Below are 15,756 nucleotides of genomic sequence, written 5' to 3' on the forward strand. Positions count from 1 at the left end.
ACCACATTCTTATTCAATTGAAAGCTTCGCTTGAAGAATACGTTTGATGGGTGCACGCTAAGCGCATGCGCCCATCAAGTAGGGCCATCCAGCCTGGCGTTTCTGACGGGGAGTGATCCTCCTGTGACACCTGACAATGCGGCCCTTGCCGACCACACCTCAATGCCCACCGAGCGGGCGTTCCTCCCGCTCCACGCATGGCCCGAGGTCGTACGCCACGCCCGCCGATTCGTCGCCGCAGCCGTAGTCGGCTTCCCGTACGATCCGTACGACATCGCGCTTATTGCGTCAGAGCTCACGACCAATGCCGTGCGCACCGCAATGGCCATGCGGACCTGGCCGGATGACATGTTCCCGATCGGCGTCGAGGTCACCGTCACCGAGCGATACGCGCACGTCGCCGTCACCGACCCAAACCCTGGACCCATGCCAGCCAGCGCACGGGGCGGTCTGCTCGCCCAGGGCGGCCGTGGCTTAGTAATCGTCGACCAGCACGCCCTCGCCCGGTGGGCGACCTACGCCGATGACGGCAAGACCGTGCATGTCGTCGTCATGGCCTCGGGAGTCCTGCTGACGGACGATGAGCTGAAGCGGATCGGAGTCCCGCAATGATCCGCCGGCTCCTAGCCATGCTTGGCTGGCCACTAGTCCGGCCCACCCCCGCGCGTCGTCCGACAGTCGACGACACGGCCACCGACATCCCGCCCACACGCGTCTTCCGACACCGCGAGCCCACCGACCCGACAGACGCGGCCGTGGAACGCCTTCAGAGCCTGTGCGTGCAGTGGCTGGTGATGTGGTGCTGGTACCGGCGCGAGTACGTCGCGATCGCAAAGTTCGGCGACAAGCCGACGATCATCTACGACCGCGACCCGCAGCAGTTGGTGTTCCAATGCCGCGCGGCCGAGCTGGCGGTGGCAGTGTGAGCGGCCGGGGGGTGGATCGACCGATGATTGACGTCGCCGTTGTCGGCTCGAACCGGACAATAATGACAGTTCAGCGTCCATTACGGCGACAAAGAGTCATCTGCGGCGGCAAAGCGTCGGCGGGTGGATCGGGGTAGCCCGGTGACCGAGTCGGGGAGCAGATCGCTGCGCTCTGAGCGATCGAGCGCGTTGAATCCCGGGTGGCCGAGGCAGGATTGACCTGGTGAAGCTCACCAAATTCGGACATGCCTGCGTGCGGATCGACAAGCACAACCGCGCGCTCGTCATCGATCCGGGGGCCATAACCCCCGAGCCGGAGGCCCTCACCGACGCGCACGCCGTCCTGATCACGCATGAGCACTTCGACCACTTCGAGCCGGAGCGGCTGCGGGTGGCGGCCGAGCGAAATCCGAAGCTGACCGTGCACACCTGCCCCGGTGTCGCCCGGCACCTGACCGACCTCGGCGATCGGGTGCAGGTGGTCGGGAACGGTGACACGATCCAGGTCGCGGGCTTCGAGGTCGCCGTTGTCGGCGAGAAGCACCACTTCAGCCATCCGGACGTACCTCCGGTGGACAACGTCGGATTCCTGGTGGATGGAGAGGTGTTCCACCCGGGTGACGCGCTCACCGTCGTCGACGTCCCGACGTTGCTGGTCCCTGGTCAGGCGCCGTGGATGACGGTTCCCGACCTCATCGGTTACCTGCGGAAGCTCAACCCCCGCCGTGCGTTCGCGATCCACGACGGGCTGATCAACGACTGGGGCATCCAGGTCCTGGAGAGTGTGCTCGAGAGCGAGGCCCGGCGCGGCGGCACCGAGATCCGGCGACTCAAGCCGGGCCAGAGTGTCGAACTCTGAGACCCGAGACGAGACCCAGGCGTCGAATGCTGAGCCCCGAACGACGCCCGAGATCTGACCGCCTGAGATCCACACCCTGTGGATAGCCAGCCGACGTGCGGCTCTCCCGGTCGGCGGCACGGCGGGGGAAGGGATCGGCGTCAACGACCCGCCGGGGCTGATGCGCGCATGTCCCGGCGTGCGGAGCCGACATGCGCGGACCGCGCGTCCGGACGCCGACTAGTTGTCCACAGGGCTGTGGACAACGACTGACGACTCAGGCGTCCGGGAGCCCCACGGGGGCGCGCTCCCGGTCCTCCTCGGTGACCAGGAGGAGGACCGCCATCGGGGTCGACGTCCGCCGCCAGTGCTCGACCGCGGTGGTGAAGACGTCCAGCAGGGTCTGGTGGGTCGCAGGGTCGGCGTCGGCCAGTTCCCGCCAGCGGTCGTACAGCACCAGGTAGCCGGTGTTCGCCGGTACCCAGGACAGGTCGGTGAGGCAGTCCTGCAGCGCGTCCCAGTTGTGACCGAAGTACGAGGGCAGGATGAACTCCTCGGCGCATCGCTCCAGCAGCGTCCGCTTGTCGTGGACACCGTGGCCATCGAGCCAGAAGGCCCGCCATCCGGCGCGTTCGGCCTCGGTGGCGCCCCGGGAGGCCTCCTTCCGGTCGACGGGCCAGGTGTACACACCCGGTTCCCGGTGGCCGGCCAGCAGCTCCGCGATCATGGATCACCCGTTCGGAAGACTCGACGGTCCCAGCGCTCGGTGTTCTCTCTTCGATGATCCCCCGGACGCCCCGTCCGCCGTCACCCGGCCCACCCTCCCGAGGTGAACGCCACCACCTCGGCGGTCATCAGCGGCACGAAGATGACGATCAACAGGACGTACACCGGGCGCCGGCATCGGCCGGCCGCCAGCCACAACGGCCACCACAGCAGCGTCGCCCGGCCGATCGACAGGTAGTACGCCGAGGTCAGCAGCGAGGCGAGCTGCAGCCCGACGTACACGCCCTCCGCCCACCGGCGCCGGACCAGCAGCCACCCGGTCAGCGCGACGCCGACGGCGGCCGCGATCAGCTCCACCCGGAACGCCGTCGTGAACTGATCGTGCGTGCCGAAGGCCGCCTGCCAGGTGGTGTGGAAGGAGTCCCACGGCCACACCGTCGAGCGTCCCCAGCCGGCCTGCTGCGCATGCTGCCACGCCGACCAGTCGCCGGTGCGTCTCCACAGGTACAGCGTGTAGCCCAGCACCGGGAGGAACGGCACGGCGAGCCACGGCGCCGACCGCCATCGCCGGTCCGCGGTGACGAACTCCACGATCAGCGCGACGGCGAGGAACAGCCCGGTCACCCGTACGCAGGTCGCGCCCGCGGCGCAGAGCGTGGCAGCCGCCCACCGTCGCCGTCGGGCCAGCAGCCACGCCGGCAGCGCGAACGCCAGGAAGAGACTCTCGGAGTAGCCCGCGAACAGGAACACGGCGTACGGACTGACGAGCAGCGCGAACACCGCCAGCGGTCCCACCGGACCCGGACCCGCGTGCGCCCTCAGCATCCCGCGGCGACCCGCGTGGGCGCCTCCCGCCGGGCGCCCGCTCTCCATGAACTCATCGCCGAGCCGGGCCAGCGCGACCATCGCCACCGCGCCCGCTACGAAACTGATCAGCAGGGCGGCCAGCCGCCAGTCCGGAACGACCAGGTGGACCGCCCGCAGCGCGAGCGGCAGACCGGGAAAGAACGCCGGCAGCCCGGGGTCCGGCGGGTGCGTGGGATCGCCGCCGTAGCCGTACCGGGCGATCTCGACGAAGTGGTCGACGTCCCACTGGGTCCAGCGGTCGAGGAAGGAGTCGCGCAGGTCGCCGTGCGGCCACAGGGCCGAGGCGAGGAACGAGATCGCCAGCACGGCGATCCGTGTACCGACCCAGGCGCGCAGGGCGAGACGGTCGCCGTGAAGAAGCCGCGCCGCGCCGATTCCGTGCGGACGCTCCGCCTGATCCATCGGTCAGGCGGGCCGCGGTGCCATACGACGCGACAGCACGAAGCGATCCTCGGCGTCGTCGAGAACGCCACCGGCCGGGTCGTCCGCGCCGGCGGCGCGGACGATGTCGAGGCGGGGCATGAGGATGTCGACCACGACGAGGGCCGCCAGCAGCAGGACCGTCAGGAAGCGGGCCAGCAGCGCGATGTAGTAGACGCCGTCGTTGATGCCCGCCGCCGGGGCGTGCCCGGAGAAGACCGCGGACAGGGTGGCGGACAGCCCCACGCCGGGATGCTCCTTCGCTCCGGCCAGGAGGTACCACCAGATGCCGAAGAAGTAGATGATCTCCCCTGCCTGCCAGAGCAGGAAGGCGGGAAGTTTCGGCCGGGCGAGCACGACCAGCGGCAGCAGCCACAGGACGTACTGCGGCGACCAGACCTTGTTGGTGAGCAGGAACGCCGCGAGCACCAGGAACAACACCTGCGGCAGCCGGGGACGGCGCGGGGCGAGCAGCACGAGGAGCGCGATGGCCAGGGCGAGGACGGCGAACCCGACCTCGCCCATCAGGTTGAGGGTCGGTATGTCATCGACGGAGGACAGGCCCTTGCGTTCGGCGAAGAAGAAGATCGAGCCCCAGTCGACCGGGCGTTTCTGGTTGAACGTGTAGAACCGGCTCCAGCTGCCCCACGCCGCCAGCATGATCGGGACGTTCACGACCAGCCACGCGACGACCGTGCCGGCGAGCAGTCGGCCGAACTCCCGCCACTTCCCCGCACGCAGGCACAGCAGGAAGAACGGGCCGAGGAGGATCAGGGGGTAGAACTTCGCCGCGATGGCGAGGCCGAGCAGGCCGCCCGCGAGCCCCGGCCGACGCCGCGCCCAGGCCGCCAGCGCCAGCGCGGACAGCGCGACGGCGAGCAGGTCCCAGTTGATGTACGCCGTGAGCAGCAGCGCGGGCGACGCCGCGACCATCAGCCCGGCGCGACGCCCCTGCCCTCCGGCGACCAGCGCCGTCGCCAGCACGGTGACGACCGCGCAGAGTACGAGCGCCACGGCGGTCAGGTTGAAGAACCACATACCGCGCGAGGTGACGGCATCGCCGCCCAGCCAGCGCGCCGGAGTCGCCGCGGCCTGCATGAGGCCGCCCGTGAGCACCGGATACTCGACCGGCTCGGGGATCTTGTCCAGGTACGGGATCTTCCCGTCGGCCAGCCCCCGCCCGAAGTACAGCGGGTAGACGTCGGTGTAGCAGGCGTTGCGCACCGTCGGGATGAAGTCGAAGCCCGCCTGCTTGCACGGCAGCTTCTGCAGATAGCCCAGGACCGACACGACGGCGGTCGTGGAAACGAGCAGAGGCAGCAGCTGCCGGAATCCTGTACGGACACCGGCGGGGCCGGGAGAGCTCGCTGCTCCCCCGGCCCCATCGATCAGTTGTGACTCCGACATGACTGCAGGTTATTCCTTGAAGGGCCGCGCCGCCCGTCCTTGGCCGTTGGGCGGGTTATTGGGATCCGTCGGGTTCGACGGGCAGCCCATGATGTTCCTGCAGGTATTAGTGGGGTTGGGCGTCGGGCTCTGGTTCCCTTGCCCGGTGCACTTCGGGTCGAACGGGTGGTGCTTGCAGTACTTCGGGTTGGGCGGGCCACCCGGATTCTGCGTCTTGCCCGGCTTGCACTTGTCGAGCACCGGGTCCTGGCCGGGCTGACACGTCGGCGTCGTCGACGGCGTCGGCGTCGTCGCGGTCGGCTTCGGCGTGGCGTACAGCTTGGGCGGAGAGAAGTACGCGGGCGGTGGGAACTGCTCGGTCGTCTTGCCGTCCAGCGCCTGGCTCATGTAGTCGTGCCAGATCTGGGCGGGCAGGTCTCCACCGTTGATGTGCTGGTAGTCGCCGACGTTCTGCAGCGGAAGGTATTCCGCCTTCTGGTGCTTCTTGGCCGCGTGGAAGCGCCACATGCCGACCGTCGTGACGTACTGCTGATTGGTGCCGCTGATCTTCGGGGTGAAACCGGAGAACCAGGCGGCCTTGTTGCTGTTGGTCGTGCCGGTCTTGCCGGCCACCTGATGGTCCCCCAGCTGAGCCTTCGTGCCGGTACCGGTCTTGACGACCTGCTGCATGGCGTATTGCACGTCGTGGGCGATCTCCGGGCTGAAGGCCCGCTTATCGGTCACGATCTGAGGCTTGTGCACCTTGTTGTTCTTGTCGATGACCTTGACGATGCTGTGCGGGGCGTTGTACGCGCCGTCGTTGGCGATGGTGCCGTATCCGCCGACCAGGTCGAGCGGCCGCATGTCCGACTGGCCCAGGAAGAAACCACCCGTACCGGGGAGTCCGCGCTGCAGGGCCAGCTTGGGAATGCCAGCGTCCTCCGTGAGCTTGAAGACGTTGTCCGTCCCGGCCTTGTAGCCCAGTGGCACGAAGATCGTGTTCAAGGACTTCGCCAGACCGGTGACCATGTCGACGACCGGCTGCTGGAGATTGCCCTCATCGTTGGTGAACTTCCGAGCGGTTGGGGCATCAGGAGAGACCCGGTCACCTTTGGTGTCGAAATATCCGGGAGCGGTCGCGTCCATCGTGCTCTTCAGCCCGATGCCCTCCTTGTCGGCGGCCGCGAGCACGAACGGCTTGAAGGACGATCCCACCTGTGCCGTGGAGTAGTAGACGTCGTCCACCGCACGCTTGAGGTAGTCCTTACCGCCGTAGGCCGCGAGAATCTCCCCGTTGAGCGGGTTGATGGTGACCAGGCCGACGTTGGTGTCCTTCGGCATGTGCTTGGCCTTCAAGTCGGCCTCGACCGTCTGCTGCGCCTTCTTCTGAAGGTCGCGATCCCAGGTCGTGGTCACCTTCAGGCCACCGTTATCGATATCCGTGTCCGTGTAGCCCATCCCGTGCAGGGCGTTCCGGATCCGCTGGATCATGTAGCCCTGCTGCCCCTGGTACAGCTGGCTGTCCTTCTGCTTCCGGGTCTTCGGCGGGTGGTCTTTGTACTTGGCGTAGTCCGCATCGGACAGCTTGCCGATCTTGACCATGCCCTGAAGCACGAGGTTGTAGCGGTTGACCGCGTCGGTGTGCCGCTGGCCCGTGCTGTTGGGGTCGTAGTACTGCGGCTGCTTGATGTTCGCCGCGAGCACCGCCGCCTGCGGGGCCGTGAGGCTCGCGGCGTGCACCTTCGGGCCGAAGTACGTCTGCGCGGCGGCCTCGACTCCGTTCGCGCCGTACCCGAAGTAGATCGTGTTGAGATAGTTCTGCAGGATCTCCTGCTTGCTCAGGTGTTTGCCGACCTTCACGGCGATGAAGATCTCTTTGAACTTCCGGCTGAACGTCCGCTGCTGGGTGAGGTAGGCGTTCTTGACGTACTGCTGCGTGATGGTCGAGCCGCCCTCGGTGTTGCCCCCGGTGAGGTTGTTGACCACGGCACGGCCGATCCCCTTGGGAGAGATGGCCGACTCGTTGTAGAAGTTGTGGTCTTCGATCGCGATCGCGGCCCACTGCATGTTGGGGTTGATCTGACTGAGCGGCTTGATGATCCGCGAACTGCCGAGCTGCAGCATCCGGCTGCCGTCCCGGTACTGGACGGTGGTGCCCTGCTGCATGACGTCCGCGTTGGGGGCCTTGGGCATCTGCACCATCGCGTACGCGACGCCGATCATGCAGATGCCTGCGAGAGTGCCGATGCCGAAGACGGCGAGCCACAGCTTCCACGACAGGAGGCGGCGCCAACCGGCCTTCTTGCCCTTCTTGCCGCGGCGCGTGCCGTCGCCGCCGCCCCCGGGTCGCCGGCGACCTGGGCCGCCACCGCCGCCGGATCCTCCGGGTCCGCCCGGGCCACCGGGGCCACCCGGGCGGCTGGGGCCGCCGGGGCGTGTACCAGTGGGGAGTGCGGGAAGGTTTGACCCGCCAACCTGCGGCTGCGGCCGGGTCGGGGCAGGTCCGGCAGACCCCGATCGACCGTACTCTGGCCCGTAATCGCTGCTGTAACTCACGCGACCTCGTTCACTGGGGTACGGCTTTTTTCAATCCGTCCGACAGTACTGCGTAGGCAAGTGAGCGGGGACCGCCTGCCGGGCACGCGACGTGGTCGCGTGGCTACTCTCGGACGCTTTGTCCCTGGTCGGGAGCTGTGTCTCCGTGCCCAAGGACGTAGGACAGCGTCAAGTAGTTCCAGGCACAACCTTGACATACCTCGACCACATAGACCCGAAATTCACCGAATTCCCGGGCCATCTCCTGGAGCTCATCCGTCGCCTTGACGCGTCCCGCGTACCGGCCGAGCTCGTCGCCGTAGACGTACGTGACATGAGTGAGCCGTTCCTTCCGGCAGACAGGACATGCCTGGTCAGTGGGCTCGCCATGATACTTCGCCGCGCGCAGGAGATAGGGGTGGGCGTCGCAGGCGTCCGCGACGGTCAGGCCGCCGGATGACAGCTCGGCCAGCGTGGCCCGCCGGGCGAGCCCGTAGTCGACGACCAGTCGCTGGGACCACATGTCAGCAGACTACGACGGGCCGCAATCCCCGATCCGTGACATTCCAGGCACCGTACGTGCGTCTTGCCCGAACACGGCCCCCTTCCGGCCCTTCGCCGGACCCCCCGCTTGCCAGGCTTCCCACGGCCACGTATCGTCCTGATGTATCGAGTCGATACATTCGAGCGATACATCGAATCGAGCGGTCGAGTTGGAGGGACTATGAGAAGCAAGGCCGGCGTGCTGGAGCTCGCCGTGCTCGGGCTGCTTCACGAGTCCCCCATGCACGGGTACGAGCTGCGCAAGCGGCTGAACACCGTGCTCGGCATGTTCCGCGCGTTCTCATACGGCACTCTCTACCCCTGCCTCAAGGCGCTTCTCGAGCAGGGGCTGATCACAGAGGACGACGAGGAGCCCGTCGCGGTACGTCCGGGTGGCACCCGGCGCTCGAAGATCGTCTACAAGCTCACGGCCGAAGGTAAGGAGCGCCTTCAGGAGCTCCTGTCCGAGGCCGGCCCGGCGTCCTGGGAGGACGAGGGGTTCGGAGTGCATTTCGCCTTCTTCGCCCAGACCCGCGCCGACGTACGGCTGCGGATCCTCGAGGGTCGGCGCAGCCGGCTCGAGGAGCGGCTGGAGAGCGTACGGGCCGCGCTGGCCCGTACGAGGGAGCGTGTCGACAACTACACGCTCGAACTCCAGCAGCACGGGTTGGAGTCGGTCGAGCGCGAAGTCCGGTGGCTCAACGAGCTGATCGGGCGCGAGCGCGCACAGCAAGCAGATGAGAGCAACGGCTGAGGGCGCTAGGCGTCCCCCCGCAAAGAAAGCAAAGGAGCATCCGGATGGGTTCAGTGCGCGTAGCCATCGTCGGTGTCGGCAACTGCGCGAGCTCGCTCGTCCAGGGAGTCGAGTACTACAAGGACGCCTCGCCCGAGACTCGTGTCCCTGGTCTGATGCACGTTCAGTTCGGCCAATACCACGTCGGTGACCTGGAGTTCGTCGCCGCCTTCGACGTCGACGCCAAGAAGGTCGGCCGTGACCTTTCCGAGGCCATCGTCGCCAGCGAGAACAACACGATCAAGATTTGCGACGTGCCGCCGTCCGGCGTCACGGTGCAGCGCGGTCACACCTTCGACGGTCTCGGCGAGTACTACCGCGAGATCGTCGACGAGTCCGACGAGCAGCCGGTCGACGTCGTCCAGATCCTCAAGGACACCCAGGCCGACGTGCTCGTGTCCTACCTGCCGGTGGGCTCGGAGGAGGCGGACCGCTTCTACGCGCAGTGCTGCCTCGACGCCGGCGTGGGCTTCGTGAACGCGCTGCCGGTCTTCATCGCCAGCAACCCGGAGTGGGCCCAGAAGTTCACCGACGCGGGGATCCCGATCGTCGGTGATGACATCAAGTCCCAGGTCGGCGCCACCATCACCCACCGTGTGATGGCCAAGCTGTTCGAGGACCGCGGGGTCGAGCTGCTGCGCACGTACCAGCTCAACTTCGGCGGCAACATGGACTTCATGAACATGCTGGAGCGCAAGCGCCTCCAGTCGAAGAAGATCTCCAAGACCCAGTCGGTCACCTCGCAGATCCCGCACGAGATGGCAAAGGCCGACGTGCACATCGGCCCGTCCGACCACGTGCCGTGGCTCGACGACCGCAAGTGGGCCTACGTCCGTCTGGAGGGCAAGTCCTTCGGTGACACCCCGCTGAACCTCGAGTACAAGCTCGAGGTCTGGGACTCCCCGAACTCCGCGGGCGTCATCATCGACGCGGTCCGCGCCGCCAAGATCGCCAAGGACCGCGGCATCGGCGGCCCGATCCTGTCGGCGAGCTCCTACTTCATGAAGTCCCCGCCGGTCCAGTACAGCGACGACCAGGCCCGCGACGCGGTCGAGGCGTTCATCCGCGGCGAGGTCGAGAGGTAAGAAGGTAGGCGCTCCCGACGGAACGTCAGCCGAGTAGCGCAGGGCCCGTACACCGCACGCGGTGTACGGGCCCTGCGCGTTGTGCGGCGGCCGTTTCGGCAGAACAGGGCGTAACCCCGGGTTCCGGCCACCTGACCTGTGCCCATACTCTGGACCACGGCCGGACACCGACCGTGTCGGGGCCCGGCTTGACGGCCGACGGGGCCGGGCAGGGTTCACCGTGTCAAGGGGAAAGAAGGCGCTGTGCGCAGAGTCGGGCGAAGACACCCGCCGCCGTGCCGTTCAAGCCGGTGAACACGCAGAGCACTGTTCGTCTCACAGTGGGCTCATCAGCAATAACAAGCTTATTGCGCGATCTCAACGGTTGAGTAACTGGTACCACTCGTTACCGGGCCGAGCTGGACAGAAGCCGTAACTCACGGTGTTCTTCCACCTTGGACGCGCCATGACCTGGTGCATCTCAACGCGATGCAAGACGGCCGGAAGTGGCCGGATGGAGGGCGTACATGATTGGCAGGAAGTCAGGGCTGACAGCTGCCGCCGCGATCGGCACCCTTGCCCTGGCCCTCGCAGCCTGTGGCGGGGGTTCGGGCGGCAGCAGCGGTTCGGACGATGGCAAGCCGAAGAAGGGGGGCACACTCCGAATCATCGGCGCCGGCGGCCAGGACAACCTGGACCCGACGAGCGCCTACAGCACCGCATCGAGCGCCCTCCAGCGGACCTATTCGCGGCAGCTCTTCGCGTACCCGGCGTCGAAGGACCCGAAGACGGCCTCGACCCCGGTGCCCGACGTCGCCGCATCGATGCCGACGGCGGAGAACGGCGGCATCAGCAAGGACGGCCTGACCTACAAGATCCAGCTGCGGCACGGTGTCATGTGGAACACCAGCCCGCCGCGTGAGATGGTGGCCGGGGACTTCGTCCGCGCTTTCAAGCACATGTGCAACCCGGCTTCGCCGGTCGGCGCGCCGAACTACTACGTGCCGAACATCAAGGGGATGCAGTCCTACTGCGACCCCTACCTGAAGAACAAGAAGCTCCAGCAGGACCCCAAGGGGATGGCCGCCTACGAGAACGGCCACGAGATCTCGGGTGTCAAGGCGCTGGACAATTACACGATCCAGTTCGACCTGACGAAGCCCGCCTCTGACTTCATCAGCCTGCTGGGCATGACGTTCGCGTCGGCGGTGCCGGTCGAGTACTACCAGTACGTGCCGGGCAGCGTGGACCAGTTCAAGCACCTCGTCTCGGCCGGGCCGTACCAGATCACCGCGTACGACCCGAACAAGTCCATCACCCTGGACAAGAACCCGAACTGGAAGAAGGACTCGGACCCGCTCCACAACCAGTGGGTGGACCGGATCACGGTCACCGAGGGCCAGGGCTCGCCCGAGGCGGTTCAGCAGCAGCTCGAGGGCGGCTCGGCCGACATCTCCCTCGACCAGCCGGTGCCGGCGTCCGCGCTCGGCCGCCTGGCCACGAAGAATGACCCGAACCTGACGGTCAACGGCCCGCCCATCTCGAACCCGTACCTGGTCTTCAACCTGAAGAGCCCGAACGAGAAGAAGGCCATGCAGAACCTCAAGGTTCGGCAGGCCATCGAGTACGCGATCAACAAGGTCTCGCTGGCGAAGGTCTACGGCGGTCCGAAGTACAACACGCCGCTGAACACCGTGATCCCGCCGGACAGCGTCGGCTACCAGGACTACAACCTGTACCCGACCAACGGCAGCCAGGGCGACCCGGCCAAGTGCAAGCAGATGCTGTCGGAGGCCGGCTACCCGAACGGCCTCAAGATCAAGGCCGCGTACCGGCAGGCGGGTAACCACCCGGCGATCTTCCAGAGCTACGCGCAGGACCTCCAGGCGTGCGGCATCACCGTCACCGGTGTGCCGGTGCCGCAGGCGGACTTCTACTCGCAGTTCCTGCAGAAGACCGACAACACCCTCGCCGGCAAGTGGGACGTCGCCGCTCCCGGCTGGGTGCCGGACTGGTTCGGTAACAACGGGCGTGCGGTCATCTCGCCGCTGTTCGACGGTCGCAACTGGGCCGACGGCACCTCCAACTACGGTGGTTACGACAGCCCGGTCACCAACGGCCTGATCGACAAGGCGCTGGAGGCCAAGACCGTGGACGAGGCCGCCGGCTTCTGGCACCAGGCCGACCAGCAGATCATGAAGGACGCGGCGATCGTGCCCTTCATGGCGCAGAAGACCCCGTGGTACCACTCCTCGAAGGTCAAGGGCGCCACGTGGCTCCCGATCGCGCAGCAGTTCGACTTCACGAACCTGTGGCTGAGCGGTAGCTGACCCCCACCACTGCCACGCGACGCGGCCGGGCCCCGGATTCCGGTGCCCGGCCGCGTCACATGCACATCCCCGCGCAGATCGCCTGGCATCCTGGCCTCGGTCGATGTCGCCGAGACCGTTCTCATCAGGTAAACATGCTGTGGCTCTGCTCTCTAACCAGTTCTCGAAGGGGAGGACATGAGCCTTCTCGAGGTCCATGACCTAAAGGTCTCCTTCGATACCTCCGACGGAGTGGTCAAAGCCGTCCGTGGGGTGTCGTTCAGTGTTGACCGGGGGCAAACCCTCGGCATCGTCGGCGAGTCCGGCTCAGGTAAAAGCGTGTCCACCCAGACGCTCCTCGGGCTCACGGCCGGCGCACGGATCGAAGGACAGGCTCTGTTCGAAGGTCAAGATCTCTTGACCATGAGCGATGAGCAGCTCCGGCGGATCCGCGGCAAGGAGATCGCAGTGATCTTCCAGGATCCGCTGTCCAGCCTGCACCCGCTGTACAAGGTGGGTCGGCAGATCGTCGAAATGATCCGGAACCACGAGCCCGAGGTCACGAAGGCACAGGCCCGCAAGCGGGCGGTCGACCTCCTCGGCATGGTGGGCATTCCGCAGCCGGACCGGCGGGTGGACGACTACCCGCACCAGTTCTCCGGCGGTATGCGGCAACGCGCGATGATCGCGATGGCGCTCGCACTGAATCCCAAGCTGATCGTCGCCGATGAGCCGACGACTGCGCTGGACGCGACCGTCCAGGCGCAGATCCTCGACCTCATGCTGCGCCTGCAGCGGGAGTTCGACAGCGCGCTGATCATGATCACGCACGACCTGGGGGTGATCGCCGACCTCGCCGATGACGTGTTGGTGATGTACGGCGGAAAGCCGGTGGAGTTCGCCGATCGGCGCACCCTTTACTACCGGCCGCACCACCCGTACACCAAGGGGCTGCTCGAGTCGATCCCCGGCTCCAGCGGGGCGAAGGACCGGCTCAAGCCGATTCCGGGTCAGCCGCCCTCCCTCATCAACCCCCCGACGGGCTGCACGTTCCATCCCCGCTGCGCGTACATCATGGACCGCTGCGTCACGGATGAGCCGCAGCTGAGGCCGGTGCTCGACGCGGACGGCGGCACCGATCCGAACCACCGGTCCGCGTGCTGGCTGCCCATCGAGGCCACGGGGCTGAAGCCCGAGGCGGAGGAGCTTCGCCGGCAGGCGGTAGCGACGGGACGTACCACGGCGGCCAACATCACCACCCAGGGCGTGGAGGCACAGCAGTGAGCCAGAGCGGTGACGCCCTCGTCAAGCTCGAAGGCGTCTACAAGCACTTCCCCATCAAGCAGGGGGTCTTCTTCAAGAGGGAGGTCGGCCGCGTACACGCGGTCGACGGTGTCGACCTTGAGGTACGCCGCGGGGAGACGCTGGGCATCGTCGGTGAGAGCGGCTGCGGCAAGTCGACGCTGGCCCGCTGCATCACCGGGCTGCACCCGATCACCAAGGGCCGCATCCTCTTCGAAGGTCAGGACATCGGCAAGTCGCCGAGCAAGGCGTTCCGGCGCGACGTCCAGATGATCTTCCAGGACCCGTACGGCTCGCTGAACCCGCGCCGCCGGGTCGGCTCGATCATCGGCGACCCGTTCGACATCCACGGCACCGCCTCCGGCGCCGAGCGGAAGCGTCGGGTGCAGGAGCTGATGGAGCTCGTTGGTCTCAACCCGGAGCACTTCAACCGGTTCCCCGCGGAGTTCTCCGGCGGGCAGCGGCAGCGCATCGGCGTCGCACGTGCCCTTGCGCTCAAGCCCAAGCTCATCGTCTGCGACGAGCCGGTCTCGGCGCTCGACGTGTCGATCCAGGCGCAGGTCATCAACCTGCTGAAGGACCTGCAGGACGAGCTCGGCCTCACCTACATCTTCATCGCCCACGACCTGTCGGTGGTCCGTTACGTGTCCAACCGGGTCGCCGTGATGTACCTCGGCAAGATCGCCGAGGAGGCGGACGGTGAGGAGCTGTACGAGCGCCCCCGGCACCCGTACACCAACGCGCTGCTGTCGGCCGCGTCGGTGGCCGACCCGGACGCCGCCGAGCGGCGGGACCGCATCGTCCTCATCGGCGACGTCCCGTCGCCGATCAACCCGCCGTCCGGCTGCCGGTTCCACCCGCGCTGCCCCAAGGCGCAGGAGACATGCGTCGGGGACGTCCCCGAGCTCATCGCGCGTGCGGGCGATCCCGCCGATCACCTCACCGCGTGTCACTTCCCGGTCGAGGCCGGGGAGCACCTCGCCCGTGAGACCGCGGGGATCGAGCAGCTGTCCACCGAGCCCACGCTCCCGAGTGCATAGGCGACGACAATGAGCCTCACTGATCTCGAAGCCGACGCATCGCTTCCGGCCGCGGGAGAAGCACCGGCGACCGGTCGCATCGAGGGTCGCAGCCCGTGGCAGCTCGCCTGGGCCCGACTACGCCGCGACAAGGCGGCGATGATCTCTCTCGTGGTCATCGTCCTGCTCGTCGTCATGGCGTTGGTCGCCCCGCTGATCTCCAAGTGGATCGGGTACGCCCCCGCGTTCGGCGACCGGAAACTCGGCGTCACCGTGGACGGCCTGCCGGTCGGCCCCAACGGGCATCACCCGCTCGGCACCGACCGTCTCGGGCGTGACCTGCTCGTCCGGGCCGTGTACGGCGCGCGCATCTCGCTCATCGTCGGCCTGGTCTCCACCGCCGCGGCCACCATCCTCGGTGTCGTCGTCGGCTCGGTGGCGGGCTACTTCGGCGGTGTCATCGACACGGTCCTGGCCCGCTTCATGGACGTGACGCTGTCGTTCCCGTACCTGCTGTTCGCCATCGCGCTGGCGGCGGCGTTCGGGGCCAGCACACCGCTGACGATCTTCGTCATCACCTTCTTCTCGTGGGCCTCGATCGGCCGGATCGTGCGCGGCCAGGTCATCTCGATCAAGCAACGGGAGTTCGTCGAGGCGGCCAGATCCCTCGGCGCGAGCAACATGCGGATCATCTTCATCGACGTGATCCCGAACCTGCTCGCCCCGCTGATCGTGCTGGCCACGATGACGATTCCGGTCGCGATCGTCTTCGAGGCGACGCTCTCGTTCCTGGGAGCCGGTATCGACCCCCGTACGTCGAGCTGGGGCAACATGCTCAGCGACGCCACGGAGACGTACCAGGTCGCCTGGTGGACGCTGTTCGTGCCCGCCGCCTTCCTGCTGATCACGACGCTGGCGTTCAACATCCTCGGCGACGCCGTGCGCGACGCCCTGGACCCGCGCTCCGAGCGTCTCTTCGCGGCCCAGAAGGCCGGCCGGAAAAACCGGAAAAAGAAGAAGTAAGGGAC

The 15,756-nt window shown here is 67.0% G+C and carries 14 protein-coding genes; 9 read left to right on the forward strand and 5 right to left on the reverse strand.

Going from position 1 to position 15,756, the window contains the following annotated elements:
- Positions 1-123: 123 nt before the first annotated feature.
- The 3 genes from ACQP2O_RS55150 to ACQP2O_RS55160 all read left to right on the forward strand — a co-directional run bounded on the left by ACQP2O_RS55150 (position 124) and on the right by ACQP2O_RS55160 (position 1,785).
- Complete coding sequence (locus ACQP2O_RS55150; protein WP_433178841.1) at positions 124-612, forward strand: ATP-binding protein; 489 nt, start codon at positions 124-126, stop codon at positions 610-612.
- Positions 613-755: 143 nt separating this feature from the next.
- Positions 756-926: a hypothetical protein gene (locus tag ACQP2O_RS55155; protein ID WP_433178843.1), complete on the forward strand. Its 171-nt coding sequence runs from the start codon at positions 756-758 to the stop codon at positions 924-926.
- Positions 927-1,149: 223 nt separating this feature from the next.
- A complete protein-coding gene (locus tag ACQP2O_RS55160) occupies positions 1,150-1,785 on the forward strand; it encodes an MBL fold metallo-hydrolase (RefSeq protein WP_433178845.1) in 636 nt (211 codons plus the stop codon).
- Positions 1,786-2,041: 256 nt separating this feature from the next.
- Here the strand turns inward: ACQP2O_RS55160 and ACQP2O_RS55165 are convergent, their stop codons facing one another.
- The 5 genes from ACQP2O_RS55165 to ACQP2O_RS55185 all read right to left on the reverse strand — a co-directional run bounded on the left by ACQP2O_RS55165 (position 2,042) and on the right by ACQP2O_RS55185 (position 8,221).
- Complete coding sequence (locus ACQP2O_RS55165) at positions 2,042-2,491, reverse strand: barstar family protein (protein ID WP_433178847.1); 450 nt, start codon at positions 2,489-2,491, stop codon at positions 2,042-2,044.
- 80 nt (positions 2,492-2,571) lie between these two features.
- Positions 2,572-3,759, reverse strand: coding sequence for a hypothetical protein (locus ACQP2O_RS55170; RefSeq protein WP_433178849.1), 1,188 nt, complete (start codon positions 3,757-3,759; stop codon positions 2,572-2,574).
- Positions 3,760-3,762: 3 nt separating this feature from the next.
- Positions 3,763-5,184, reverse strand: a complete 1,422-nt coding sequence (locus ACQP2O_RS55175; RefSeq protein ID WP_433178851.1) for a glycosyltransferase family 87 protein — start codon at positions 5,182-5,184, stop codon at positions 3,763-3,765.
- Positions 5,185-5,193: 9 nt separating this feature from the next.
- The gene (locus ACQP2O_RS55180) at positions 5,194-7,719 is read right to left on the reverse strand and encodes a transglycosylase domain-containing protein (protein ID WP_433178853.1); all 2,526 of its coding nucleotides are present in this window, start codon (positions 7,717-7,719) and stop codon (positions 5,194-5,196) included.
- 103 nt (positions 7,720-7,822) lie between these two features.
- Positions 7,823-8,221, reverse strand: coding sequence for a DUF5318 family protein (locus tag ACQP2O_RS55185; RefSeq protein ID WP_433178855.1), 399 nt, complete (start codon positions 8,219-8,221; stop codon positions 7,823-7,825).
- Between the two features lie 201 nt (positions 8,222-8,422).
- Between ACQP2O_RS55185 and ACQP2O_RS55190 the strand changes: the two genes are divergently transcribed.
- The 6 genes from ACQP2O_RS55190 to ACQP2O_RS55215 all read left to right on the forward strand — a co-directional run bounded on the left by ACQP2O_RS55190 (position 8,423) and on the right by ACQP2O_RS55215 (position 15,751).
- Positions 8,423-8,995, forward strand: a complete 573-nt coding sequence (locus ACQP2O_RS55190) for a helix-turn-helix transcriptional regulator (protein WP_433178857.1) — start codon at positions 8,423-8,425, stop codon at positions 8,993-8,995.
- 44 nt (positions 8,996-9,039) lie between these two features.
- Positions 9,040-10,119 carry an inositol-3-phosphate synthase gene (locus tag ACQP2O_RS55195; protein WP_433178859.1) on the forward strand — a complete coding sequence of 360 codons (1,080 nt, stop codon included), beginning with the start codon at positions 9,040-9,042 and terminating at the stop codon, positions 10,117-10,119.
- Between the two features lie 506 nt (positions 10,120-10,625).
- Complete coding sequence (locus ACQP2O_RS55200; RefSeq protein WP_433178861.1) at positions 10,626-12,428, forward strand: ABC transporter substrate-binding protein; 1,803 nt, start codon at positions 10,626-10,628, stop codon at positions 12,426-12,428.
- Between the two features lie 177 nt (positions 12,429-12,605).
- Positions 12,606-13,691, forward strand: coding sequence for an ABC transporter ATP-binding protein (locus tag ACQP2O_RS55205; RefSeq protein ID WP_433178864.1), 1,086 nt, complete (start codon positions 12,606-12,608; stop codon positions 13,689-13,691).
- Positions 13,688-14,749 (forward strand): ABC transporter ATP-binding protein, encoded by a 1,062-nt coding sequence (locus ACQP2O_RS55210; protein WP_433178866.1) that lies wholly within the window; start codon positions 13,688-13,690, stop codon positions 14,747-14,749. The genes ACQP2O_RS55205 and ACQP2O_RS55210 overlap by 4 nt, the downstream gene beginning before the upstream one ends.
- 9 nt (positions 14,750-14,758) lie before the next feature.
- Positions 14,759-15,751: an ABC transporter permease gene (locus ACQP2O_RS55215; protein ID WP_433178868.1), complete on the forward strand. Its 993-nt coding sequence runs from the start codon at positions 14,759-14,761 to the stop codon at positions 15,749-15,751.
- Positions 15,752-15,756 lie beyond the last annotated feature (5 nt).

It is taken from the genome of Actinoallomurus sp. CA-150999 (assembly GCF_050942425.1).
Classification (GTDB): Bacteria; Actinomycetota; Actinomycetes; order Streptosporangiales; family Streptosporangiaceae; genus Actinoallomurus.